19 protein-coding genes and 12 tRNA genes are annotated in these 24,680 nt (G+C 43.8%); 28 read left to right on the top strand and 3 right to left on the bottom strand.

Going from position 1 to position 24,680, the window contains the following annotated elements; all coding sequences use genetic code 11:
* The first annotated feature begins 1 nt into the window (after position 1).
* From QZ995_RS12430 to purB, 20 genes are all read left to right on the top strand, one after another.
* Positions 2 to 92: transfer RNA gene (locus QZ995_RS12430), tRNA-Ser, on the top strand.
* A 20-nt stretch (positions 93 to 112) separates the two neighbouring features.
* Positions 113 to 189, top strand: a tRNA-Met gene (locus QZ995_RS12425).
* 16 nt (positions 190 to 205) lie between these two features.
* A tRNA-Leu gene (locus QZ995_RS12420) sits at positions 206 to 290 on the top strand.
* Between the two features lie 19 nt (positions 291 to 309).
* A tRNA-Glu gene (locus QZ995_RS12415) sits at positions 310 to 386 on the top strand.
* Positions 387 to 393: 7 nt separating this feature from the next.
* Positions 394 to 469, top strand: a tRNA-Val gene (locus QZ995_RS12410).
* A 17-nt stretch (positions 470 to 486) separates the two neighbouring features.
* A tRNA-Met gene (locus QZ995_RS12405) sits at positions 487 to 563 on the top strand.
* A 7-nt stretch (positions 564 to 570) separates the two neighbouring features.
* A tRNA-Asp gene (locus QZ995_RS12400) sits at positions 571 to 647 on the top strand.
* A 63-nt stretch (positions 648 to 710) separates the two neighbouring features.
* Positions 711 to 786 (top strand) — tRNA-Phe (locus QZ995_RS12395).
* 11 nt (positions 787 to 797) lie between these two features.
* Positions 798 to 873, top strand: a tRNA-Thr gene (locus QZ995_RS12390).
* A gap of 6 nt (positions 874 to 879) precedes the next feature.
* Positions 880 to 954 (top strand) — tRNA-Gln (locus QZ995_RS12385).
* A 4-nt stretch (positions 955 to 958) separates the two neighbouring features.
* Positions 959 to 1,034, top strand: a tRNA-Lys gene (locus QZ995_RS12380).
* A 9-nt stretch (positions 1,035 to 1,043) separates the two neighbouring features.
* Positions 1,044 to 1,126: transfer RNA gene (locus tag QZ995_RS12375), tRNA-Leu, on the top strand.
* Between the two features lie 503 nt (positions 1,127 to 1,629).
* Positions 1,630 to 2,583, top strand: coding sequence for an AAA family ATPase (locus QZ995_RS12370; protein WP_301807202.1), 954 nt, complete (start codon positions 1,630 to 1,632; stop codon positions 2,581 to 2,583).
* Between the two features lie 15 nt (positions 2,584 to 2,598).
* The gene (locus QZ995_RS12365) at positions 2,599 to 3,807 is read left to right on the top strand and encodes a DUF58 domain-containing protein (protein WP_301807201.1); all 1,209 of its coding nucleotides are present in this window, start codon (positions 2,599 to 2,601) and stop codon (positions 3,805 to 3,807) included.
* Position 3,808: 1 nt separating this feature from the next.
* Positions 3,809 to 6,052, top strand: coding sequence for a transglutaminase TgpA family protein (locus QZ995_RS12360; protein WP_301807198.1), 2,244 nt, complete (start codon positions 3,809 to 3,811; stop codon positions 6,050 to 6,052).
* A 288-nt stretch (positions 6,053 to 6,340) separates the two neighbouring features.
* Positions 6,341 to 7,879 carry a glutamine-hydrolyzing GMP synthase gene (guaA, locus tag QZ995_RS12355; RefSeq protein WP_301807195.1) on the top strand — a complete coding sequence of 513 codons (1,539 nt, stop codon included), beginning with the start codon at positions 6,341 to 6,343 and terminating at the stop codon, positions 7,877 to 7,879.
* Between the two features lie 254 nt (positions 7,880 to 8,133).
* Entirely contained in the window at positions 8,134 to 9,504 is a 1,371-nt protein-coding gene (locus tag QZ995_RS12350; RefSeq protein ID WP_301807192.1) for an NCS2 family permease, read from the top strand.
* Between the two features lie 313 nt (positions 9,505 to 9,817).
* Positions 9,818 to 10,285 carry a 5-(carboxyamino)imidazole ribonucleotide mutase gene (gene purE / locus QZ995_RS12345; RefSeq protein WP_301807207.1) on the top strand — a complete coding sequence of 156 codons (468 nt, stop codon included), beginning with the start codon at positions 9,818 to 9,820 and terminating at the stop codon, positions 10,283 to 10,285.
* The gene (gene purK, locus QZ995_RS12340) at positions 10,278 to 11,414 is read left to right on the top strand and encodes a 5-(carboxyamino)imidazole ribonucleotide synthase (RefSeq protein ID WP_301807190.1); all 1,137 of its coding nucleotides are present in this window, start codon (positions 10,278 to 10,280) and stop codon (positions 11,412 to 11,414) included. Before purE ends, purK begins: the two co-directional genes overlap by 8 nt.
* A 16-nt stretch (positions 11,415 to 11,430) precedes the next feature.
* Positions 11,431 to 12,738, top strand: a complete 1,308-nt coding sequence (gene purB, locus QZ995_RS12335; RefSeq protein ID WP_301807187.1) for an adenylosuccinate lyase — start codon at positions 11,431 to 11,433, stop codon at positions 12,736 to 12,738.
* 121 nt (positions 12,739 to 12,859) lie between these two features.
* Here purB and QZ995_RS12330 read toward each other — a convergent pair whose 3' ends face one another.
* On the bottom strand, positions 12,860 to 13,972 hold the full coding sequence (locus QZ995_RS12330; RefSeq protein WP_301807186.1) for an aminopeptidase: 1,113 nt from the start codon (positions 13,970 to 13,972) through the stop codon (positions 12,860 to 12,862).
* Between the two features lie 61 nt (positions 13,973 to 14,033).
* The gene (locus tag QZ995_RS12325; RefSeq protein WP_301807184.1) at positions 14,034 to 15,230 is read right to left on the bottom strand and encodes an iron-containing alcohol dehydrogenase; all 1,197 of its coding nucleotides are present in this window, start codon (positions 15,228 to 15,230) and stop codon (positions 14,034 to 14,036) included.
* A gap of 253 nt (positions 15,231 to 15,483) precedes the next feature.
* Here QZ995_RS12325 and purC point away from each other — a divergent pair, with 253 nt between their 5' ends.
* The 8 genes from purC (at position 15,484) to QZ995_RS12285 (ending at position 23,085) form a co-directional block, all read left to right on the top strand.
* The gene (gene purC / locus QZ995_RS12320; protein ID WP_301807182.1) at positions 15,484 to 16,203 is read left to right on the top strand and encodes a phosphoribosylaminoimidazolesuccinocarboxamide synthase; all 720 of its coding nucleotides are present in this window, start codon (positions 15,484 to 15,486) and stop codon (positions 16,201 to 16,203) included.
* Positions 16,196 to 16,453 carry a phosphoribosylformylglycinamidine synthase subunit PurS gene (gene purS / locus QZ995_RS12315; protein WP_003335700.1) on the top strand — a complete coding sequence of 86 codons (258 nt, stop codon included), beginning with the start codon at positions 16,196 to 16,198 and terminating at the stop codon, positions 16,451 to 16,453. Before purC ends, purS begins: the two co-directional genes overlap by 8 nt.
* Before the next feature lies 1 nt (position 16,454).
* A complete protein-coding gene (purQ, locus tag QZ995_RS12310; RefSeq protein WP_301807179.1) occupies positions 16,455 to 17,147 on the top strand; it encodes a phosphoribosylformylglycinamidine synthase subunit PurQ in 693 nt (230 codons plus the stop codon).
* A complete protein-coding gene (purL, locus tag QZ995_RS12305) occupies positions 17,128 to 19,368 on the top strand; it encodes a phosphoribosylformylglycinamidine synthase subunit PurL (RefSeq protein WP_301807176.1) in 2,241 nt (746 codons plus the stop codon). The genes purQ and purL overlap by 20 nt, the downstream gene beginning before the upstream one ends.
* Positions 19,353 to 20,777: an amidophosphoribosyltransferase gene (gene purF / locus QZ995_RS12300; protein WP_301807174.1), complete on the top strand. Its 1,425-nt coding sequence runs from the start codon at positions 19,353 to 19,355 to the stop codon at positions 20,775 to 20,777. Before purL ends, purF begins: the two co-directional genes overlap by 16 nt.
* A gap of 16 nt (positions 20,778 to 20,793) precedes the next feature.
* The gene (gene purM / locus QZ995_RS12295) at positions 20,794 to 21,837 is read left to right on the top strand and encodes a phosphoribosylformylglycinamidine cyclo-ligase (RefSeq protein WP_301807171.1); all 1,044 of its coding nucleotides are present in this window, start codon (positions 20,794 to 20,796) and stop codon (positions 21,835 to 21,837) included.
* Complete coding sequence (gene purN, locus QZ995_RS12290) at positions 21,834 to 22,436, top strand: phosphoribosylglycinamide formyltransferase (RefSeq protein ID WP_301807170.1); 603 nt, start codon at positions 21,834 to 21,836, stop codon at positions 22,434 to 22,436. The genes purM and purN overlap by 4 nt, the downstream gene beginning before the upstream one ends.
* A gap of 202 nt (positions 22,437 to 22,638) precedes the next feature.
* Entirely contained in the window at positions 22,639 to 23,085 is a 447-nt protein-coding gene (locus tag QZ995_RS12285; RefSeq protein ID WP_301807168.1) for a hypothetical protein, read from the top strand.
* Positions 23,086 to 23,144: 59 nt separating this feature from the next.
* Here the strand turns inward: QZ995_RS12285 and QZ995_RS12280 are convergent, their stop codons facing one another.
* Positions 23,145 to 24,464: a globin-coupled sensor protein gene (locus tag QZ995_RS12280; RefSeq protein WP_301807164.1), complete on the bottom strand. Its 1,320-nt coding sequence runs from the start codon at positions 24,462 to 24,464 to the stop codon at positions 23,145 to 23,147.
* Positions 24,465 to 24,680: the final 216 nt, after the last annotated feature.

The following is a 24,680-nucleotide window of genomic DNA, read 5'->3' as shown; positions in this document are numbered from 1 at the left end:
AGGAGAGTTACCCAAGAGGCCGAAGGGGACGGTTTGCTAAACCGTTAGTATGCGTAAGCGTAGCGAGGGTTCGAATCCCTCACTCTCCGCCATATTGTTTTCTCTAGATCGTGGCGGTGTAGCTCAGCTGGCTAGAGCGTTCGGTTCATACCCGAAAGGTCGGGGGTTCGATCCCCTCCGCCGCTACCAGTTCTTTATAACTCCTGCGGTCGTGGTGGAATTGGCAGACACACCATCTTGAGGGGGTGGCGGGGCGACCCGTGCGAGTTCGAGTCTCGCCGACCGCACCATTAAGAGAAAAATTACCTTGGCCCGTTGGTGAAGCGGTTTAACACAGCAGCCTTTCACGCTGTCATACAGGGGTTCGAATCCCCTACGGGTCACCATTTACATGGAGGATTAGCTCAGCTGGGAGAGCATCTGCCTTACAAGCAGAGGGTCGGCGGTTCGATCCCGTCATCCTCCACCATTTATTCTTCATATTATCGCGGGGTGGAGCAGCTCGGTAGCTCGTCGGGCTCATAACCCGAAGGTCGCAGGTTCAAATCCTGTCCCCGCAACCAAAATCTTGGAGCTGTGGTGAAGTTGGAGTTCACGCCGGTCTGTCACACCGGAGGTCGCGGGTTCGAGTCCCGTCAGCTCCGCCATTTATTCAATTGATGGAATAAGATTTATATCGCGTATAGGAATTACTATTATAGAGATAATAAGGCTCGGTAGCTCAGTCGGTAGAGCAGAGGACTGAAAATCCTCGTGTCGGCGGTTCGATTCCGTCCCGAGCCACCATTGTAAATAATGCCGGTGTAGCTCAATTGGTAGAGCACCTGACTTGTAATCAGGGGGTTGTGGGTTCAAGTCCTATCGCCGGCACCATTTTGGTGGGGTATAGCCAAGCGGTAAGGCAACGGACTTTGACTCCGTCATTCCCAGGTTCAAATCCTGGTACCCCAGCCATTATGAGCCATTAGCTCAGTTGGTAGAGCATCTGACTTTTAATCAGAGGGTCGAAGGTTCGAGTCCTTCATGGCTCACCAGTTTCATATGCGGGTGTGGCGGAATTGGCAGACGCACCAGATTTAGGTTCTGGCGGGCGACCGTGGGGGTTCAAGTCCCTCCACCCGCACCACACATTTAAAGTAGAAAGCCGCAATTATTGCAGGCTTTTTTTGTTTATATCATTTTATTGTCACGTAAACCATTTATAAACCGTCATATAAAGAGCTACCTATAACTATAAATTATTACTAACCATATAAAAGCTTCGTCAGCATTTTTGATGAGGCTTTTTTCTACTATCAGAATGTGAGTCACATTACTTTTGATCTTTAACAATAGAACTACACAGCTATGTTTTTCTATAATAGAAGGCGTGGCTAAAGATACTCTATTGTCATAGGTTCCTGCGGTTAACTTAAGATGATACACGGCGCAGGAATTAACAAAGTAAAAACCGAATGTTTTATGCAATAGATTCTAATGAGGTTTATAATTCTAAGAGTATTTACTAAAACTTAACACTTGTTCTTCCATATATCTTCCAGTAACTTGGTAGAAGGAACGCAATCATTACGCGAAACATCCAAATCATAAATCGAAATATGACAATGTAATCAAAAAGGGGTTGTAAATATGAGCATGATCCAGACGGATCGTCCCCATCACTCTATAGAAGATCTAATACTGAATATTGAAAAAGTCCTTATTGGTAAAAGAAAAATGATAGAACTTGGCTTGGTTGCTTTATTGGCAAAAGGTCATGTTTTACTAGAGGATGTACCTGGTGTAGGAAAAACGATGTTTGTACGTGCGTTAGCTAAATCAATTGGTGGAGAATTTAAACGGATTCAATTTACTCCAGATCTCCTTCCTACTGATGTAACCGGTGTATCCATTTACAATCAAAAAACAATGGAGTTTGAATTCCGTAAAGGGCCTCTGTTTGCCAATGTGGTGCTTGCTGATGAAATTAACCGAACCTCACCAAAAACGCAATCTGCCCTATTAGAGGCGATGGAGGAGCACTCCGTAACGATTGATGGCAATACCTATGAGTTAAATCAGCCGTTTTTTGTTATGGCTACACAGAACCCTCTAGAGTACGAAGGAACATTTCCGCTTCCAGAAGCACAGCTAGATCGCTTTTTATTACAACTGCAGCTTGGCTATCCAACAGAGAAAGAAGAAATGGCCATTCTAACTCGCATGGGAGCAGTTCACCCTATAGAAAGCTTGAAGGCTGTTATTAGTGTACAAGAAATCGTTCAATTACAAGCGATGATTACGCAAATCAAAGTAACAGACTCAGTGAAAGAGTATATGGTAAGGCTTTCTCAGAAAACAAGGAGCCATCCCAGCGTCTACTTAGGAATTAGCCCTCGTGGTACATTGGCTCTGTGTCGCGCTGCCCAAGCTTATGCTTTTATCCAAGGACGTGATTACGTTATCCCAGACGATGTAAAGGAGCTAGTACCTCCTATCTTTAGACATCGCCTTATTTTGAAGCCAGAGGCACGAATGGATGGGGAAACACCGGAGCGCTTCATCAGCCGGTTGTTACAGGAGACACGAGTCCCTGTACATTGAGAGGACGGTGCCTAAATGAAACAGAGAAAGTATAACAAAGCCTTATTGGCGCTATTAGTGCTGATTTGTTATGTATATGCACAATTTCAAGGTGGTTTTGTCAGTTGGTTCTTATTTTATAGCGCTTGTATACTTGGAATTTATGAAGGATTAACTTACTTGTTGATGTTCGCAACCTTGGAGGTTACACGAGAGGTGAATCGCCAAAGACTTAAGGAAGGCGATGATGTTATGGTTACACTAACCTTCCGCAGACGATTTTGGTTTCCGCTTGGCTGGAACTTGATTGTCGAGCCTCTTCCTGATAAATTATCGGGTTACTTTGAACCGCATCAACAAGTAATTTTTCCAGGATTCAAAAGAGAACAGGTCATTCATTATTTAATTCCGGCAATCCCGCGTGGACATTATCAAATAAAAGAATGCATTCTGGTCGGCGGCGACTTTTTTGGCTTTTTACATCGCCAGAAGAAAATAGAGCTTTTTAATGATTTTTTGGCTTATCCTAGCTATAAGCAAATTAGCCATTGGTCCGCAGGAGACGGGAGAATCAGTGGCAATTTACATGTAGCACACCTGCGTTCAGATGATGTAGCAGCTGTCAGAGGCGTTCGAGAGTACCAGAGAGGGGATCGGCTAAGCCAGATTCATTGGAGGGCATCTGCTAGGGGTCACGGGCTTAAAACGAAGGAATTTGAACATCAGGCTATGAATGAGTTAATTTTCTTTCTAGACGTACAGAAGCCTGCATCAACTCAAATTCATCACCATATTTTTGAAACCAGTGTAAAGCTGACCGCCAGTCTTATTTACTATTCAAGCATTAATATGCATTCGTACGGTTTTGTAGCACGAGGAAAAGAGCGAATCGTTATACCGCCGGCTATTTCACAGCAGCATTTTTTTCGGGTATTTGATCAGCTAGCCAGAGTTCATTCGGATGGCGAAGATTCCTTTGCGAGAGTGATCGGGAGGGAGGCAATGGAATTTTCCAAAGGATATACCTTAGTACTGATTACCTCTACATTGACAAAAGACCTCGTGTTGCAAGTGGGCAATTTAGCCAGGTCTGGACGTAACATTCAATTATTCTGGGTACACGATCATGTGATTCCAACTGTGGAGGAAAACGAAGCATTAAAGCGATTACGATCTGTGAAAGTAATGTGTACACCAGTTCATGTGGATGCATATGAAGAGCTAAAACAGATAGGGGGTGCCTAATATGTCAGGAGCATCCTTTTTCAAGCAAAAAAAAGCGCTAGAATGGCTAGCTGCCTTATTTTTGTTTTTGCTGCTACGTGAATGGCTGTTACCGCTACCCTCCCTTTCAGATACAGGGAGCATCAGTACCTTTCTCTATCTGGTTGCAGGAATCATTTTAGTAGATATGACCTTTCGAAGTCACTGGCTGGGTTTATTGATTAAAATCATCGGTGCTCTTGTCATCTTCCATGCCGATTTTGTGGAAATTTCATTTTTTAATCCAGAGTGGATTTCGCAAACATTGCAGGCAGTAAGTGAAGATTTTACCAAGATAATGAATCAAGATTGGACAAATATGAGTATCATTTCAAGAAATCTGCTTTTTTCGGGCATGATTTTAGTATTGGTGTCCCTGCTTAATTACCTAGTGCTAGAGCAAAGACAAGGCTTATGGTTTGTATTTATCACCATTTCGTACCTTGCTGTATTAGATACCTTTATGCCTTTTAATGGTAGTGGAGCGATTATGCGGACGTTGCTGATTGGTTTTATGCTAATTACAACCCTGCATCTATCAGCTATTCAGAAGGGATTTATCTATCGAGGAACGCAATCTGCAATTTGGAAAACGCTTGTAGTTCCATTAATGATAGTTTCATTAGCAATAGGTGTAGGATACGCATCCCCAAAGGCAGAGCCTAATTGGCCTGACCCAATCGGTTTTCTGCAAGGAAAATCTGTAACTGGTCAGAGCGAAATGATCCGCAGAGTGGGATATGACACCAATGATAAGACGCTGGGAGGTCCCTTTCAGCAGGATGATACTAAGGTATTTACAGTTACCACAAATGATAAATATTACTTGCGCGGGGATGCTAAGGATGTATATACCGGCAAAGGCTGGATAAAAAGCGATAAACAATTAGAGTCCATTGTGCACCCTAAAAACTATATTTGGAATGACACGCTTTTTTCCGGATTGGAAACCAAAAAGGTGATGGCTGTTGTACAGGCGGAGGGAGAACAGCTGCCGGCCATTTTTTATCCAGGACAGCTTAAAGGCATTGAAGAGGTAAACCCAGAAAATACAACATTAACCTATGATACGGTTTCTCAGGGGATTCTTACCTTTAATGGAGCTATGCAAAATGATTCAAATAGTCGCCTGTTTGCTGAAAGAGACGATAGCACTTTGATTCCTACACCTGTTCAGCAGTACATGGACCATTATCAGCTACAAGCCGAGATTCCCGTGATTAGTGAAAAGAAAATCATTGCGGCGGGGACCAATTATCCGAAAGATATAGAGGAACGTTACCTGCAACTGCCTAACAGTCTTCCTGATCGGATCAAGCAGCTAGCTGAAAAAATTACGGAAGCATCAAACAATCCATATGATAAAGCGAGAGCAATCGAGAATTATTTACGCTCTTCAGGCAGATATCGCTATGAAACGAAAGATGTACCAATGCCTAAGGAAGGCCAAGACTTTGTAGATCAATTTCTATTTGAAACAATGAAGGGCTACTGCGATCATTTTTCAACCTCCATGGTGGTCATGCTACGCTCTATTGATATACCTGCACGTTGGGTAAAAGGGTTTGCTCCCGGTCAGGAGATTAGTCGTGATGCCAACAATAATATGACGATTGAAGTGAGAAATAGAGATGCACACTCCTGGGTCGAGGTATACTTCCCAGGCAGCGGCTGGATACCGTTTGAGGCAACAGCTTCCTTTACATCTCCACTGCAAGTAAATTATGATCGCCTTTCTAATGAATCCAATGAGATCAATATTCCTGCTTCCACAGAGGAAAAAGAAGCGAATAAGCCTAAACAATTAGATCGAATGGAAGAAGCAGATAAGCTTGCAGTAAAAACAGGTGACGGATTCTCATGTGGCTGGCTATGGGGAATTGGTATTTTGATAACAGTCGGTGTATGGATTCTGTGGAAAAAGCGTCAGAAGATGTATTTATGGTGGCTGCAGCGGAAAATGACACAATACGCTCAGGACGATTTTCCACGTAGATTTACGTTAGTGCTAACGATATTTGAAAAAATGGTTTCCCCGCGTTATTCAGGTGAAACGCTGCGCGAGTATGTCAATCGTCTCCAAATTAGTGGAGATGAACGTCAGGATTTACTTTATTTAACAACTGTTTATGAAAAAATGTTGTATGGCTTGAAGGAAATGGAAGGGAAAACGAGATCACTGTGGCAGCAAACCATTGAGCGTTTATTGCGCCAAATGAAACCTTGATCATTTCCCCATCATCTGCTAGAATTTTTGACAATATGATACTTTGGTAGCAGTAAGCAGGAGAAACGGCACTGCCTCTTTTTTGAATGACAACGTGAAAGACAGGGACATTTGCCCTTAGAAGATGTCAGACGATTTCATCTACGGGTGGGTGGCCTGTCTTTTTGATGGAACGGGAGAAATTTTTTTCTTCATACCAAAAAAGAGAAAGGGAGATAATATCTTCAAGAACGTTTTGGACATGTCTACTGAGTGCACAAGTATACAAGGTTAAGGGAGGATCTTTCCGTGGAAAAGCCGTTGGAATTAGTGGTAGTAATAGATTTTGGGGGGCAATATAACCAGTTGATCGCAAGACGTGTACGTGATTTAGGCGTATACAGTGAGTTGTTGCCTTTCAATACGCCAGTGGAAAAAATTAAGGAGCTTAACCCAAAAGGGATTATTTTCTCTGGAGGACCGGCTAGTGTATACGAAGAAGGAGCACCACAAATTGATCCAGCAATTTTTGACTTAGGTGTACCTATCTTGGGTATTTGCTATGGAATGCAATTAATGTCCCAAACATTGAAGGGCAAAGTAGAACGTGCCGGTAAACGTGAATACGGAAAAGCAGAAATACGTCTTGAAAACAAACATGATCTGTACAGCAACTGGGAACCTTCTGAGGTTGTATGGATGAGTCACACAGATAAAGTAGTAGAATTGCCAGAAGGCTTCGTGATCGATGCAGTGAGCGACTCTTGCCCGATTGCTGCTATCAGTCATCCGGAGCGTAACCTATATGGTGTACAATTCCACCCAGAAGTTCGTCATACCGTAAAAGGACATGAATTTGTAAGCAACTTCCTATTCAATATTTGTAAGTGCACGGGCGACTGGAGCATGACGACATTTATTGAAGATAAAATCAAAGATATTCGCGAAACCGTTGGAAATAAAAACGTATTGTGTGCTTTGAGCGGCGGAGTAGATTCTTCTGTAGTTGCGGCTCTTATTCATCGTGCGATCGGTGATCAGCTAACTTGCATGTTTGTTGATCATGGATTGTTGCGTAAAGGTGAAGCGGAAAGCGTAATGGATACGTTCGTAGGCAAATTTGATATGAAAGTAATCAAAATTGATGCTCGTGAACGCTTCTTAAACAAATTAAAAGGTGTAACTGACCCAGAGCAAAAACGTAAGATCATCGGTAACGAATTCATTTATGTATTTGATGAAGAGGCAGCTAAGCTTACGGATATGGACTTCTTAGCTCAGGGCACATTGTATACGGACATTGTTGAGAGTGGAACAGCTACTGCTCAAACGATTAAATCTCACCACAATGTAGGCGGTTTGCCAGAGGATATGAAGTTTAAGCTAATCGAGCCTTTGGACACGCTATTCAAGGATGAAGTACGCAAATTAGGTTCAGAGCTAGGCCTTCCTGATGCAATTGTATGGAGACAGCCTTTCCCAGGTCCTGGACTAGGTATTCGTGTTTTAGGCGAAATTACTGAAGAGAAATTAGAAATTGTTCGTGAATCTGATGCTATCTTGCGTGAAGAAATTCAAAAAGCTGGTTTGGACCGTGAGATTTGGCAATACTTCACTGCATTGCCTGACATGAAGAGTGTAGGGGTAATGGGTGATGCACGTACGTACTCTTATACAGTAGGAATTCGTGCGGTAACATCTATTGATGGTATGACAGCAGACTGGGCTCGCATTCCATGGGATGTACTAGAGAAAATTTCTGTACGTATTGTTAACGAAGTGGACAACGTAAACCGTATTGTGTACGATGTTACTTCTAAACCACCTGCAACTATCGAGTGGGAATAGTAAGTACGTATAATTCACATTAAATTAACATGAACGTTCGTGTTTTGTGTTGACAGCGTGCGATGTTCTTGTTAAACTTTCGTTGTAAGACAGAAGTTCGAGTTTTTGTTCGGATTTTCGACTTATAACGACTTGTTTAGCAGGAATTATCGCACGTTTTTTATTTATTGCCGAATGTTATGCGTCATTATTCGAACGAAACTTGTTTTTTTAGCAATATGACTTAAAGAGGTTACTATTAGGAGGGACAAAGGGTGCGTAAGTATTTTGAGTTTGATCGACATGGCACCACGTATCGTCGAGAGATAATTGCTGGTTTAACGACCTTTTTGGCAATGGCATATATTTTAGCCGTAAATCCAAACATTTTAAGCGGGGCAGGATTGCCGCCGGAGCTACAAGCAAAATTCCCTCCGCATGACGCGGTGTTTACTGCTACAGCGCTTGCTGCGGCTATTGGTACACTTATCATGGGGATAGTCGGTAAATTGCCGATCGGTCAAGCGCCGGGTATGGGTTTAAATGCGTTCTTTGCCTTTACGGCAGTTCTAACTATGCAAATTCCTTGGCAACAAGCCTTGGCGGGTGTTTTTGTTTCTTGTACTTTGTTTCTCATCCTGTCCTTAACAGGTATTCGTTCGCAAATTATTGATGCAATTCCGCAGAACCTTAAGAATGCTACAACAGCAGGTATTGGCTTGTTTATCGCTTTTATGGGGCTAAAAAATGCTGGTATTATTATAGATTCACCAGCTACCTTAGTCACAATGGGACATTTGAGCTTTAAAGAAGGAATGGATGCTACTCAAATTCTAGCAGTGAAAAATACGCTGCTAGCAGTCTTTGGACTACTGGTTACGGGGGTTTTATTGGCAAGACGTATTCACGCCGGGGTATTCCTTGGAATGCTGATCACAGCGATTGCCGGCATGATTTTTGGAGTGGTAGAGCTTCCTTCCCAAGTGGTATCGGCTCCTCCTAGCTTAGCCCCGACACTTGGCGTTGCCTTGCCATATTTATTAGATCCGAGTGTTATTTTTTCTCAAGGCATGTTCATTGTTGTGTTCACATTCTTATTTGTTGATTTCTTTGACACAACCGGTACATTGCTAGGCGTTTGCAATCAGGCAGGGCTTTTGAAGGATGGGAAGCTGGAGCGTCCTGGGGCGGCACTTGCTTCTGATGCTGTTGCTGGAATGGCAGGTGCGTTGCTGGGGACCTCTACAACAACAAGCTATATTGAATCTACTGCCGGTGTTGCCGCAGGAGGTAGAACTGGCTTTACGGCAGTAGTCATCGGATTTATGTTCCTGCTGTCTCTGTTCTTCTTTCCATTGCTGTCTGTTATTACCCCTGCTGTTACAGCACCTGCCCTGATTATTGTAGGTGTGCTGATGGCTAGTAGCCTACGCAATATTGAGTGGGATAAGCTAGAAGAAGCATTGCCGGCCTTTCTTACCATGCTGATGATGCCTTTATCTTCTAGTATCGCAGCAGGTATTGCTTGCGGATTCATTTTCTATCCAGTGACGAAAGCATGTAAAGGCCAAGCACGTGAAGTCCACCCGGCGATGTATGTACTATTTGTCATCTTCCTGGTTTACTTCATTTGGTTCCGTGAATAGGTTGTTTTATCAAAAGCTGCTAGCTTTGATATTTACAATATTTGATTTTGGAATATCACTAGATTATCACCATGAAAAAGTCTTCTTGAACTGTCTTCATTTGAGTCAGATCGGAAGGCTTTTTCTTTTTGATGTAAGGAATAAAACTAAAGAAGAATGAAATTTCGGTATAAAACTAAAATGTTCGTGTTTTGTTGACGTTTTATAAATTTTTTTGTTAAACTGAACGTGAAATGATCTTAAATACGTAAAATGATAAAAAACAAAAGGTCGAGGGGGAAGCGGCGTGGTTACACCGATTGTTGGAGTCATTATGGGAAGTACTTCTGATTGGGAAACAATGAAGGAAACTTGCCACATACTAGAGGAGATGCAAATCCCCTATGAAAAGCAGGTAGTTTCTGCTCATCGTACGCCTGATCTGATGTTTACGTATGCAGAGACTGCTAAAGAGAGAGGTCTGAAGGTAATTATTGCTGGAGCTGGTGGAGCTGCTCATCTTCCGGGAATGGTAGCGGCAAAGACCATTCTTCCTGTCATCGGTGTACCAGTGAAATCAGCCGCTTTAAATGGATTAGATTCTTTATTGTCGATCGTGCAAATGCCGGGTGGCGTTCCGGTTGCTACCGTAGCGATTGGTAAGGCCGGGGCTATAAATGCTGGTTTGTTAGCAGCTCAAATGATCGGGATGAATGACGAGGAGATAAGTCGACGTTTAGCCGAACGAAGAGAAGCTATCCAAAAAAAGGTGATGGAAGCGAGCGAGTTGCCTCATGAATAAACAGAAGCAAATCAAACCGGGCAGCACCATTGGCTTGTTAGGCGGAGGACAGCTAGGAAGAATGATTACACTCGCTGGAAGGGCGATGGGGTATCGGTTTGTGGTGCTGGATCCTACAGAGGATTCACCATGTGGTCAGGTAAGCGATCAGCAAATCGTCGCAGGATATAATGATCATCTTGCGGCGCGAAAATTAGCCCAGCTAAGTGATGTGATTACCTATGAATTTGAGAACGTGGATGCTGGTGTTGCCGCCATTTTAGAAGAGGAAGCTTTTGTGCCTCAGGGAAGTAAGCTATTGGGCATTACTCAACACCGCGTTAAGGAAAAGACTACGATTCAAGGCTATGGTCTGCCCGTAGCGCCTTTCCGAACCGTCGCTTCAGCAGAGGACGTGAGAGAGGCTGTTGCAGAGCTGGGCTTGCCTGCTGTTATGAAGACAGCTTCAGGAGGCTATGACGGTAAAGGGCAGTGGGTGTTACGCTCTTTGGAAGAAGTAGAAGAAGCTTTTGCGTGCCTTGCAAAAGCCAACACAGAACTGATCGTTGAAAAATTTGTCCCTTTTACGAAGGAGTTATCTGTGATCGTAGCTCGTAATTTATCAGGGGAAGTAGCAGTCTTTCCTCCAGCCGAAAATATTCACCGAGATAACATTTTGCATCAAAGTATAGTCCCGGCTCGGATTGATATAAAAATTCAACAGCAGGCTGAGCAAATAGCCATCGAGTTGGCAGAAAAGCTGGAGATGGTTGGGTTGCTTGCGGTCGAGATGTTCCTTACAAAGGAGGGGGGGCTTTATATAAACGAGATGGCTCCGCGTCCGCACAATTCAGGTCATTATACAATGGATGCCTGTTTGACCTCGCAATTTGAACAGCATATTCGAGCAATCAGTAACTTGCCGCTTGGCTCCACGAAGTTGCTTAGTCCGGTCGTTATGGTTAATATTTTAGGTGAGCATGTAGCACCTTTACTCAAAATAATAGATCAACTACCCAAGAAAGCAAAATTGCATTTGTACGGGAAACAAGAGGCCAAAGAAAAGCGGAAAATGGGTCATATAAATCTTGTAGCCGAATCGGTAGATGTAGCACTGCAACAGGCTGAAAAACTTGGAATATGGTCATAAATGGAGGAATGAACGAATGATTGAACGTTATACAAGACCAGAAATGCGCGCCATCTGGACAGAAGAAAATAAGTATAAGGCATGGCTGGAAGTTGAGATTTTGGCGTGTGAAGCATGGGCGGAGTTAGGGGTTATTCCAAAAGAAGACGTTGAAAAGCTCTGGAAGAACGCTAGTTTTGATGTAAACCGTATTTATGAAATCGAACAAGAGACACGCCATGATGTCGTAGCCTTTACTCGTGCTGTTTCAGAAACGATGGAGGGCGATGAAAAAAAATGGGTTCATTATGGCCTAACCTCTACCGACGTAGTAGATACGGCGCTTGGTTATCTGATTCGCCAAGCTAACGAAATTATTGAAAAGGATATTGTGGACTTTCTGGAAATTTTAAAACAGAAAGCTATTGAACATAAAGATACAGTTATGATGGGGCGTACACATGGAGTTCATGCCGAGCCGACTACCTTTGGGCTGAAAATAGCTCTATGGTATGAAGAAATGAAGCGTAATTTGGCAAGATTCCGTGCTGCGCGTGTGGAAGTGGAAGCGGGCAAAATGTCAGGGGCAGTTGGCACGTATGCGAACATTGATCCATATGTAGAGCAGCATGTATGTAAGAAGCTTGGTCTGACAGCAGCTTCTATCTCAACCCAAACCCTGCAGCGTGATCGGCATGCAGAGTATATGGCGACGCTTGCATTGATCGCTACTTCTTTAGACAAATTTGCTACTGAAATCAGGGGCTTGCAAAAGAGTGAGATTCGTGAAGTGGAAGAGGCATTTGCAAAAGGGCAAAAGGGCTCCTCGGCCATGCCACATAAGCGAAACCCAATAGGCTCTGAGAACATCTCTGGACTTTCTCGCGTTATCCGTGGGCATATGCTGTCTGCGTATGAGAATGTGCCGCTATGGCATGAGCGTGATATCTCTCATTCTTCTGTTGAGCGTGTTATTTTGCCAGATGCAACACAACTGCTTAACTATATGCTACGTCGCTTTATGAACATCGTGAAGAACCTAACGGTGTTCCCCGAGAATATGAAACGCAACATGGATCGTACGTTTGGGTTAATTTATTCACAGCAGGTATTGCTTAAATTAATTGATAAGGGCTTGAGCCGCGAAAAAGCTTACGACACTGTGCAACCACGTGCGATGCAAGCTTGGGAGGAGCAGCGTTCGTTTAAAGAGATTATCAGTGAGGATGAAACGGTGAAGGAAATGCTGACCGCAGAAGAGCTGGAGGCATGCTTTGACTATCGTTATCATTTGAAGCATGTGGACACTATTTTTGCCCGTTTGGGATTGATTGAGAGTAAGTAATCGTTCTTTGTAAGATCAATAACAGCAAAAATAGGCTTTTCAGAAGCTCATTTCGAGTTCATGAAAAGCCTATTTCCTTTTCTCTTTTTTAGGAAGACGATTTTCTCACATTCAGTTCCTTTTACACTAAATTCTCAGGATTCAAGCCTTGTAGTTCAGGCAAGACGAAGATGCCATCCTTACGAATTAACACGTCATCAAACCAGATTTCTCCCCCGCCATACTCAGGGCGTTGGATTTGTACCAAATCCCAGTGGATAGAGGAGCGGTTACCGTTGTCAGCAATATCGTAGGCATTACCAGGTGTAAAGTGGAAGCTTCCCGCGATCTTTTCATCGAATAAGATGTCGCCCATCGGCTGTAGGATGTGAGGGTTAAATCCGATTGCAAACTCCCCAATGTAGCGGGCACCTTCATCTGTATCCAAAATTGTATTTAGCAATGCTGTATTACTGCTGGCAGCTTCTACGATTTTGCCTTCTTTAAACGTAAGCTTCACGTCTGTAAAGGTCGTACTATGATAATTGGTTTTTGCATTGTAATAGACAGTGCCTTCTACAGAATTGCGCACAGGAGAGGTATAGCATTCACCATCTGGAATATTTGCTTTGCCATCGCATTTGATAGTTGGGATTCCTTTAATAGAGAATCGTAGATCAGTGTCTGGGCCTACAATGCGTACACGGTCTGTTTTGTTCATTAATTCCACTAATGGATCCATTGCTTTGGACATTTTCGCATAATCCAGATTACATACGGAGAAGTAAAAATCTTCAAAGCCTTCCAAGCTCATGTTAGCAGCTTGGGCCATGGCTTTGTTTGGATAACGAAGTACAACCCAGCGTTTATTTGGAACGCGTTCCTTCAGATGAACGGTGCTGTAATAAATTCGAGAATAAAGCCCCATTTTCTCTTCTGGAATATCAGAGTACTCATTTACATTTTCAAAAGCACGTACCCCGATATACGCATCCATATCTTCCATGCGCGCTAATTCATGTTTGGCAAAAAGAGCCATATGCTCTTCGCTTGAGCCCATAATCAAGGAACGCATAATTTCCTGATCCTTTACAGTAACTACTGGAAGGGCTCCTACTGCAAAAGCTTCACGTACCAGCGCTTTAACCAATGCTGGCTGGAGTCCAATATTTTCGATTAGCACCTTTTCCCCTTTTTGTAAATCAAGAGAGTAACGTATTAATCGGTTTGCAAGCTCATTGATGCGTGAATCCATGCTTTAACACCTCTTTTTATAATATGTACAACATGAATATATCATCAGAGACGACTCTTTCTTAGAAGCAAGCTTCATAGATGCGAAGGACGTCATCGGTTGATAACGCTCTTGTACTTGGAATGTGGTCAACTCCTCCACCAGTGCGAATTGCTTCTCGGGCCAACACTGGCAAATCGTCGCGTGAAATACCAAAGTCGGACAGGCGTTGAGTAATCCCCATCTGCTGATACCAATGAGCAATCGCCTGAATGGCAGCCTGGGCTGCGTCCCGATCAGATTCAGCTTTTACCCGGAAGCATTCGCGTCCTAAACGTGCGAGTCTTTCAGGGCGATCTATCGCTATAAACTGTTCGAAATATGGAAGAGATAGGATAGCAAGTCCACGTCCATGCGACATATCGAAATGTCCGCTTAAAGGATGTTCGATCTTGTGTAGTGGATACCCTGCATTTCGACCTGCTCGGGCAAATGGAGAAATGCCCAGTGTGCTTGCCCACAATAAGGTGGAGCGAGCTTCTTCGTTATCAGGCTCAGCCATAGCAACTGTAGAAAACTGAACGACTAAACGAATCAATGCTTCTGTGACGCCGTCTTGTACATGAGCGTCATTAGGGCCAACCAAATACTCCTCAAATAAATGCGAAAAGATATCTGCAGAGGACTCGGCTGTAACTCGAGCTGGGACTGTGCAGGTTAGAGATGGATCAAGGATAGCTACTTTAGGGAATAGGGCCGGACCTGAAAAGGAGCTTTTTTCATGGGTCTCCCAGTGAGTTAGTACCGTGATATTGTTAGCTTCAGAACCTGTTGCTGCCACCGTGGGAATGGTCAGCAAAGGCAGAGCTTCAGTTACGGGAACCAGTTCTTTTGCTGTGTTTTGGGGATTGCCACGCAGGTATTCATAGCTGGATCGGCCAGATAGCGCTACAGCAGCGATAGCTTTTGCCGCATCCATGACAGATCCGCCACCAAGTGCGATGACGAAATCGCAGTTTGTTTCGCGGGCAAGCTGTCCTCCGCGGTCTACTGTGGAGGTGCGTGGATTGGGTTCTACTTGATCAAACAATTGGTACGGTACGTTTGCCTCTTGCAGGAGCTGTTCTACCTTTGCTAATAGTCCTGTTGATTTGGCAGATTGTCCGCCTGTCACCAGCAAAGCTTTTGTTCCTAATGCACGCGCTTCTGTACCGATACGTGCAAGCTCACCAACTCCGAAATAGATATGAGTGGGAAATTGAACCTGGAAAGGGTACATGGTACCATCGCCTCTTTTCATTAAAAAACAGTTTCGCGTTCGAAAGAAAATCCGAACATAAATCGTGTCTATATTGTACCACAATGGCATTTTGGCAATCTAAGAAGAAATGTAAAGTGTAAAATACGAACAATTGTCGAATATATCCTGTATAATATTCGTTGATAATCTGTTTGGTTTATGTTTTAATCAAGTTGAAAGTGATTTGTTGACTAAAACACGCATAAAGCTTGTAGCGGGAGGAGAATTTTTCTTGGAAAAGCGCGAGCAGCTATATGAAGGAAAAGCGAAGCAGGTTTATCTTACTTCAGATCCAAATGTGTATTGGGTGGTTTACAAGGATGACGCCACTGCTTTTAATGGCGAAAAGAAAGGGACAATAGTGAATAAAGGCAGATGGAATAATCAGATTAGCGCGATTTTATTTGAGGCGTTGACTGAAAAAGGCATTGCCAATCATTTTATCCGCCTGTTATCTGAAACGGAGCAATTGGTTAAAAAGGTCGACATTATCCCGTTAGAAGTAGTTGTGCGTAACATTGCTGCCGGGTCCTTGGCTAAACGTTTGGGATGGGCTGAGGGCGTACGATTAGATGAACCAGTAGTGGAGTTTTATTACAAAAATGATGAACTAGGAGATCCGCTCATTAATAATGATCACATTGCCATTTTAAAAATTGCCACAGCACAGGAACTGGCGGTAATAAAAGAAACGGCTTTGCAAGTAAATGAATTTTTACAGGAATATATGGAGGCAAGAGGCGTACTTGTTGTTGATTTTAAATTAGAGTTCGGCCGAACCTCAGATGGAGAGGTACTGTTAGCGGATGAAATTTCACCGGATACTTGTCGCTTCTGGGACGCAGAGACGTTGGAGAAGCTGGACAAGGACCGCTTTCGCCGCAACTTAGGGAGCGTTGAAGAGGCGTATCAGGAAATGCTGAAACGATTAGGAGGAGAAGTTCATGTGTAAAGCTGTTATCTATGTTACCTTGCGTGAAAGCGTGCTAGACCCCCAAGGGCATGCGATACAAGGAGCCCTTCATACCTTAGGATTTCAACAAGTAAAGGATGCCCGCATCGGAAAATATATCGAATTGACGCTAGATACAATTGATCGACAAGCTGCCGAGGAGCAAGTGAAAGAGATGTGTGAAAAGCTACTAGCTAACACTGTCATTGAAGAATACCGCTATGAGCTGGTAGAACTGGTGGAGGGATAAGATGAGAGTAGCTGTTATCGTATTTCCCGGTTCGAATGCAGATGTGGACATGTATAACGCAGTAGAAGATTGCATGAAGGTGCCTGTTGACTACGTGTGGCACACCGAGACAGATTTATCAGCTTACGATGTCATTCTGTTACCAGGAGGCTTTTCCTACGGTGACTATTTGCGCTGTGGTGCAGTAGCCCGCTTCTCACCAGTGATGGAGCAAGTGGCAAGAGCGGCACAGGAAGGTAAATTCATTATGGGAGTCTGCAACGGCTTTCAAATTCTATTAGAAACAGGCTTGTTGCCGGGAGCTATGTTACGGAATACATCGCTTACTTATCGCTGTAAACTGTCTGCCTTACGGGTTGAAAATAATCAGACTCCATTTACCAATGGATTTGCCGAAGGGGAGCGAATTGATATCCCGATTGCGCATGGAGAGGGTAACTATTTCTGCGAAGAGGAAACATTAAGAAGGATGCAACAAAACGGGCAGATTGTCTTTCGCTACGAGGGGGAAAATCCGAATGGCTCCTTGGATGATATCGCAGGAATTACGAATGAACGCGGAAATGTGCTTGGTATGATGCCGCATCCAGAGCGTGCTGTGCATAGCTGGATGACATCAGCCGACGGTCGTACCATGTTTACCTCAATTCTGAATGCCTGGAGGGAGAAAAACGGTGTCACAACTTACGCATAAGGAACCATCAGCAAGCCGTATTGCAGAAGAACATCTATACCGTGAACTGGGTTTAACAGATGAAGAATATCAAAGCGTTGTCCGCTTGCTGGGCAGACAGCCAAATTGGACGGAAATCGGGCTATACAGCGTGATGTGGTCAGAGCATTGCTCTTATAAAAACTCCAAACCGGTGCTTCGGCGATTTCCAACCAAAGGGCCGCGTGTTTTGCAAGGGCCGGGTGAAGGAGCAGGAATTGTTGATATCGGTGATAATCAAGCTGTAGTTTTTAAGATCGAAAGCCATAATCATCCTTCAGCTATCGAACCTTATCAGGGGGCAGCAACTGGTGTCGGCGGTATTATCCGCGATGTGTTCTCGATGGGAGCTCGTCCGGTAGCGTTACTGAACTCCCTGCGCTTTGGGGAATTAAAAACACCTCGGGTCAACTATTTATTTAAAAATGTTGTAGCTGGAATTGCTGGTTACGGTAATTGTATTGGGATACCTACCGTGGGAGGGGAAATCAGCTTTGATCCTACCTATGAGGGAAATCCGCTTGTAAATGCCATGTGCGTGGGATTAATTGATCATGACAAGATTCAAAAGGGTGTAGCGAAAGGAATTGGTAACCCAGTAATATATGTCGGAGCCAGCACTGGTCGGGATGGCATTCATGGTGCTACTTTTGCTTCAGAGGAACTGAGTGACGAATCAGAGAAAAAACGTCCTGCTGTGCAGGTTGGCGATCCGTTTATGGAAAAATTGCTATTGGAGGCTTGTCTGGAGTTAATTGAGACAGGTGCAGTGACAGGCATTCAGGATATGGGAGCAGCGGGACTTACTTCTTCAAGCGCGGAAATGGCATCGAAAGCAGGAAACGGTATTGAAATGAATTTAGATTTAGTGCCTCAGCGTGAAAAAGGTATGAGCGCTTATGAAATGATGCTATCCGAATCGCAAGAACGTATGCTGGTAGTCGTAGAAAAGGGAAGAGAGTCAGAGGTTACAGCGATTTTTGAGAAATGGGGTCTCTACTCAGCAGAAATCGGACGTGTAACGGACGATGGCATGCTGCGCTTACTTCATCATGGCGAAATTGTCGCCAATGTACCAGTAGATAGTCTGGCAGAGGATGCGCCTGTCTATCATAAGCCGTCAAAGGTACCTGCTTACTATGAGCAGAATGCGAATATAGATTCCACAGACTTTGAAATGCCTGCTGACCTAAATCAAACGCTAGTTCAATTGCTAGCACAGCCAACAATTGCTAATAAAGCATGGGTATATGAGCAGTATGATCACATTGTTCGCGCTTCAACTGCTGTAACGCCAGGCTCAGACGCAGCGGTGGTGATGATTCGCGGAACACGTAAGGCTCTGGCTATGAGTACGGATTGTAACGGGCGATATGTTTACCTTGATCCAGAAGTGGGTGGAGCAATAGCCGTTGCCGAATCGGCACGAAACGTGGTTTGTTCGGGTGCTGAGCCCTTAGCTATCACAGATTGCCTGAACTTTGGAAATCCGGAAAAACCAGAGGTGTTCTGGCAATTCGAGAAAGCAGTGGATGGTATGAGTGCTGCTTGCAATGCCTTGTCCACCCCTGTCATCGGCGGGAATGTTTCCCTTTATAACGAACGGAGTGGCGAGGCCATTTACCCAACACCGGTAGTCGGAATGGTTGGACTCATTACAGACGTGGACCATATTACAACGCAGGATTTTAAACAAGAGGGAGACGTCATTTTATTATTGGGTCAAACTCACGCAGAAGTAGGAGGCTCTGAGTATCAAAAGCTACTGACAGGCGAAATCTCCGGTCGCCCTCCACAAATTGATTTAGAAAAGGAAGCAAATGTTCAAAAAGTAGTGCTGTCTGCGATTCGGGCAGGGTATATACAATCGGCTCACGATTTGGCAGAGGGCGGTTTGGCTGTCGCTATTGCAGAGGGCTGCTTCGGAAATGATATTGGAGCAACCATTGAACTAACTGACGACTTGCGAGCTGATCTGGCGCTATTCAGTGAGTCACAATCACGTATTCTAGTAAGCACGACTCAGGACAATGTTAATCAGGTGAAACGATTAGCAGCAGAGCAGGGAGTGGTTTGCCAAGTCCTTGGCACAACAGGATTAGATCATTTGGTTATCACTCATCAGGGCAAAGAAATCGTGAATGCATCACTTACTCGTCTAAAATCAGCATGGAAGGATGCGATACCATGTTTGATCCAATAATGTGGGATAAGTTAAATGAAGAGTGCGGTGTTTTTGGAATATACAATCACAAGGAGGCAGCCCCGCTTACGTATTTGGGGCTGCATGCTCTTCAACACCGAGGTCAGGAGAGCGCCGGAATCTGTTCCTCTGACGGAGAAAAATGGTATAAGCATCGCGGAATGGGATTAGTAAGTGAAGCATTTGGGCAAGGCGAATTAGCGAAGTTCCATGGGCATTTAGCTATTGGACACACACGTTATACTACACAAGGCTCAAGTAGGATTGAAAATGCCCAACCTTTATTTTTTAACTATGCACAGGGCAGCATGGCTGTAGCTCACAATGGAAATTTGGTAAACGCAGGAGTTATTCGCAAGGAACTGGAGAAAAAAGGCTCTATTTTTCAAACAACCAGCGATACAGAAGTGATTGCGCATCTTATAGCACGGTCATCAAAGCAGGACTTACCTTCCGCAGTTAAGGAAGCCTTGCAGGAGATTAAAGGCGCCTATGCGCTGTTGGTCATGAACGAGGATCAATTAATTGTTGCGCTTGATCCGAATGGCTTACGTCCATTGTCGCTTGGAACATTGGGCGAAGCGATTATAGTTGCTTCCGAAACCTGCGCTTTTGACATCGTAGGAGGCTCCTATTGGCGTGAGATTGAGCCAGGCGAGTTATTAATTATTGATCAGCATGGTATTCAATCACAGCGATTTGCACCGAAAATAAATCGTACATTATGTACTTTTGAATATATTTATTTTGCACGACCGGATAGTGACATTGATGGGATTAATGTACACATGGCTCGTAAACGGCTTGGGAAGCAATTAGCTTATGAAGCGCCTGCAGAAGGTGATGTGGTCATCGGGGTACCCGACTCCAGCACTTCAGCGGCGATTGGTTTTGCTGAAGCGACAGGCATTCCCTATGAGATCGGGTTTATTAAAAACCGTTATGTGGGTCGCACCTTTATTCAGCCTTCTCAAGAGCTGCGTGAGCGTGGCGTGCACATGAAGCTCTCGGTGGTTCGTAAAGTTGTAGAAGGTAAACGAGTGATCATGATAGATGATTCGATTGTGCGAGGAACGACAAGTAGTCGCATTGTGCAGATGCTAAGAGACGCGGGAGCTATCGAAGTACATGTTCGAATCAGTTCTCCGCCAGTAAAAAATCCGTGTTTTTATGGCATTGATACATCATCCTTTGATGAGCTGATCGCTTCGAATAAATCGGTTGAAGAGATTCGTCAGTACATTGGAGCGGATTCTTTACTCTTTATGACACCAAGGGGCATGGTTGATGCTATCGGGCGTGTAGACACCGATAACGCACCGGATCGTGGGCATTGTTTGGCATGCTTTACAGGCAGATACCCGACAGAGATTAACTTCGAGGAAGCCTTACCAATCACGAAATGCTAAAAGGGAGCGATTACAGATGAGTCAAGCATATAAAGAAGCTGGTGTTGATATCGCTGCTGGAAATGAAGCGGTTGAGCGAATGAAAAAACACGTTACACGCACGTTTCGCCCTGAGGTGATGAGTGGACTCGGCGGTTTTGGCGCCTTATTTCGTCTAAATGTAGCAGAGTACAAGCAACCCGTGCTTGTATCTGGAACAGATGGTGTTGGGACGAAGCTCAAGCTCGCTTTTCAAATGGATCATCATGATACAATAGGAATTGATGCGGTAGCGATGTGTGTCAATGATGTTGTGGTGCAAGGCGCTGAGCCTTTATATTTCTTAGATTATGTTGCATGCGATAGGGTAATCCCGACGAAGCTGGAATCCGTTGTTAAGGGAATCGCGGACGGCTGCGAGCAAGCAGGCTGTGCGCTCATAGGCGGAGAAACGGCCGAGATGCCCGGGATGTATGCAGACGGCGAATATGATATTGCGGGCTTTACTGTTGGAGTTGTTGAGGAATCCAAAATAATTGATGGAAGTAACATTCAAGCAGGGGATATATTAATCGGTATTGCTTCGAGTGGTGTTCATAGTAATGGCTTTTCCCTAGTACGAAAGGTATTGCTTCAGGATGCCGGATTTTCGTTGCACGACAAAGTAGAAGGCTTTGAAAAAAGCTTGGGCGAGGTCTTGCTTACTCCTACAAAGATTTATGTGAAACCAATCCTCTCCTTGCTAAAACAGGTTGAAGTGAAAGGCATGGCTCATATTACGGGCGGTGGATTTACAGAAAACATTCCCCGAATGCTGCCAAACGGACTGCAAGCCTCCATTGCATTAGGAAGCTGGCCGGTATTGCCAATTTTTGAATTGATCGAAAAAACAGGTAATATCAACCAGCAGGATATGTTCCTGACTTTTAATATGGGAATTGGAATGGTGCTTGCAGTGGCTCTGGAGAATGCTGAAAAAGTAGTAAACATGCTTCGGGATGCTGGAGAGGAAGCGTATCTGATCGGGAAGGTACAGCAGGGAGATAGCGGGGTTTTGTATGTGGAAGGGGAGCACCAATGAGGGTAGCGGTGTTTGCTTCTGGAAGCGGATCTAATTTTGAAGCGATTGTGCAAGCAACTCGAGATGGACGCCTTCCCTCCTTAGAGGTAGCTTTATTAGTCTGTGATCAAGCTAAAGCCTATGCGATTAAGAGAGCAGAGCGCCTTGGCATCCCTGTGTTTTTGTTTTCAGCCAAAGATTATGTGTCTAAGGAAGCGTTTGAACAAGAGATTTTGGTTCAATTAAAGCAAGAGGAAATTGATTTTATTGTACTAGCTGGCTATATGCGATTGATAGGGAATGTCCTGCTTACCAGCTACCAAGGGCGAATGATCAATCTACATCCATCTTTATTACCGGCATTTCCAGGAAAAGATGCTATTAAAAAAGCCTGGGAATATGGAGTAAAAGTGATGGGGGCGACTGTTCATTTTGTGGACGAAGGAATGGATACAGGTCCCATCATTGATCAGGAAGTTATTTTTGTTCATAAGGAAGACACCGAAGAAAGCTTGCAGCAAAAGATACATGAGGTAGAGCATAGGCTGTTAATTCGTGTGTTACAGAGTCTTGGCGAAGAAGCCCGGTTAGGAATAGAAGGTAAGGGGAATCTTAACTAGCCAAACAGCGAGGCAAGCAACATAAGTAAAGCGTTCTCCTTCAGGATGAAGGAAAACGCTTTTTCGTGTTTCATTCGCAGCAAGGCGAGAACGATCCCAAACACCCAAAAGTATCTTTCCGCAACTTTCCCACTCACCATCTGCTTGCTCTATTCATACGATAAAGCAAGTGGGCACGCACACAAGGAGGCGAACAACTGGAATGGCGGATATCGTATCCAATTTGCTTAGCAAGCTTAGTGAGCGAACAGGAAGAGAGTGGAGCATTCATGACATATATCGATTGGCGCAAAAGCTACCTGAAGTAAATAGTAAAAATATAACTTCAGTGCTAAATGAGATATCTGACATGGGATTGAACGTGTCCCAAGAGGCACGTGATCAGGTATTAAGCAAGGTCAAAAACAAGGATTTCACCGGTATTAAAAATGAAGTGCTTAATCATCCTGTTGAAGAGGTAGAATTATCTACCGAATGTAGTCTGGATAAAAAAGAGAAAAAAGCAAAAAAGGTGAACAAATCAAGTAAAAAAACAAAAGGAGAATATGCAAAGGAACCTTTGCATAAAAAATCAAGCAAAAGCTCTAAAAGTCTCTATCACAGTCTAAAAAAACTAAGTAATAAAAAAGGGAAAAAGAAGCGCGTATAAAACAAAAGAAAACCGTACAGCCCACATATGGGAGGTACGGTTATTCCCAGCAACAGTTCCTATAACGTATCCATTACCTCAGATAAGTTCTCTGCTGAATGTGCAACATGAGAAACAGCTTGATTCATTTCTTCAATGACGCGCGAAAAGGTGACAAGCTCTTGTTCAATCAGGTTGCTACGTTCCTTACTAATACTGACAGCTTTTTGGATATTGGCAAAAAAGCAGGTTATTTCGCTCATCGAAGACGTAGAGGATACAATCAATTCTTCTACACGGTCGAGGAGCGAAGACACTCTGGAGGTTTGATTATGTGTTTGCTCAATCAATTGAGTTACACCAGAGACCGACTTTTTCGTTTGTTCCGCGAGCTTGCGCACTTCATCTGCAACCACAGCAAAGCCTCTCCCTTGTTCACCAGCACGCGCTGCCTCGATGGCCGCATTTAAGGCAAGGAGATTGGTTTGTTCGGCGATGCCCGTTACTACGCTAACGATGCCCCGAATTTGCTCTGAAGTATTTTCTAGAGCTTTCATTTCAACGGAGATCTCTTTCATACTAGACTGAAGCAGATCAAATTGGCTGACCTGTTCGTCAAGCTTGGTGGTACCCTCTATGGACAAATTTTGTGCTTCAATCGAAGAAGCCGTTCCTTGCTTCGCATGAATCACAAATTCCCCAGCTTGGGCACTCAGCTCCTCGACAGAAGCGCTCGTTTCCTCGGAGATAGCAGCTAGTTCCTGAGCGGACTGGTTGACTTTTTCTCGGACAATCACTTTCTTATCTTCCTCTAAGTCACGTAAACGGTTGATTTCATCCTGATACGCTTCCAGCACAATTTGTTGTTCGATACTTAATAATTTGGTAATGGCTTTCACTGATTTATGGTAATCAGATTTACTGTCTATATGTATGTCTAGCATATTGAACAACGAGATTGACAAATCCTGAAAGGCACATAAATACCACTTTGGCAGCAGACCAATTTTTACATGAGCGATTGCAATACGCTTACGCTGTTGTAGGAAGTTTTCATCTATAATGCCGTTAAACAGTTGTAAAATATGAGTACGCAGTGTTGATTTTAAACGGTCAATGGAGCTGTGGCGTTCAATGATGACCATCAAGGAAGGCTCGTGCTTCAGATTCTTGTAAAATTGATCTACCATCTCATCGATATGCTGTTCAACGAGTGGCTGGAGACATCGGGCAATTCGAAGATCGGATTCGGAAAGTTGAATCATTTCCAATTGTTTCACGACATCGGAATGTTTTGGCACGTTCAGAGATACAATCTTTGCATGCGCTTGCTCATCAAGTGAGAACGCTTTCTTGTTGTGGTTAGAACCAAAAAATGCGGAAAAAGGTTTTGCGCACATGAAATACCCCCCGGAATAATGAGACAGCAGTTTTTGATCTGATTGTCCGTTGCAATCTCTTTTGATTGTAATATATATAGTATAAAATAAGTGACTCCCATCATATAGAACTATACTAGCTACTATATAAAATTAATATATCCACTAGTTATATCGGTTCCTTTTTTGTAAAAAGTAAGGTGTTTATACAGTTTCAGTATTTTATTTGTAAATAAG

Source organism: Brevibacillus laterosporus, assembly GCF_030489605.1.
Lineage (GTDB): Bacteria > Bacillota > Bacilli > Brevibacillales > Brevibacillaceae > Brevibacillus_B > Brevibacillus_B laterosporus_E.
Note: the sequence above shows the minus strand (reverse complement) of the source record. Positions and strands in the feature narration are given on the sequence as shown.

Bases quoted from the DNA above. Each gene is read 5' to 3' on its own strand.
- QZ995_RS12370 (WP_301807202.1), top strand. From the start codon at position 1,630: ATGAGCATGATCCAGACGGATCGTCCCCATCACTCTATAGAAGATCTA.
- QZ995_RS12365 (WP_301807201.1), top strand. From the start codon at position 2,599: ATGAAACAGAGAAAGTATAACAAAGCCTTATTGGCGCTATTAGTGCTG.
- QZ995_RS12360 (WP_301807198.1), top strand. From the start codon at position 3,809: ATGTCAGGAGCATCCTTTTTCAAGCAAAAAAAAGCGCTAGAATGGCTA.
- purE (WP_301807207.1), top strand. From the start codon at position 9,818: ATGGGAAGTACTTCTGATTGGGAAACAATGAAGGAAACTTGCCACATA.
- purK (WP_301807190.1), top strand. From the start codon at position 10,278: ATGAATAAACAGAAGCAAATCAAACCGGGCAGCACCATTGGCTTGTTA.
- purB (WP_301807187.1), top strand. From the start codon at position 11,431: ATGATTGAACGTTATACAAGACCAGAAATGCGCGCCATCTGGACAGAA.
- QZ995_RS12330 (WP_301807186.1), bottom strand. From the start codon at position 13,972: ATGGATTCACGCATCAATGAGCTTGCAAACCGATTAATACGTTACTCT.
- QZ995_RS12325 (WP_301807184.1), bottom strand. From the start codon at position 15,230: ATGTACCCTTTCCAGGTTCAATTTCCCACTCATATCTATTTCGGAGTT.
- purS (WP_003335700.1), top strand. From the start codon at position 16,196: ATGTGTAAAGCTGTTATCTATGTTACCTTGCGTGAAAGCGTGCTAGAC.
- purQ (WP_301807179.1), top strand. From the start codon at position 16,455: ATGAGAGTAGCTGTTATCGTATTTCCCGGTTCGAATGCAGATGTGGAC.
- purF (WP_301807174.1), top strand. From the start codon at position 19,353: ATGTTTGATCCAATAATGTGGGATAAGTTAAATGAAGAGTGCGGTGTT.
- purM (WP_301807171.1), top strand. From the start codon at position 20,794: ATGAGTCAAGCATATAAAGAAGCTGGTGTTGATATCGCTGCTGGAAAT.
- purN (WP_301807170.1), top strand. From the start codon at position 21,834: ATGAGGGTAGCGGTGTTTGCTTCTGGAAGCGGATCTAATTTTGAAGCG.
- QZ995_RS12285 (WP_301807168.1), top strand. From the start codon at position 22,639: ATGGCGGATATCGTATCCAATTTGCTTAGCAAGCTTAGTGAGCGAACA.
- QZ995_RS12280 (WP_301807164.1), bottom strand. From the start codon at position 24,464: ATGTGCGCAAAACCTTTTTCCGCATTTTTTGGTTCTAACCACAACAAG.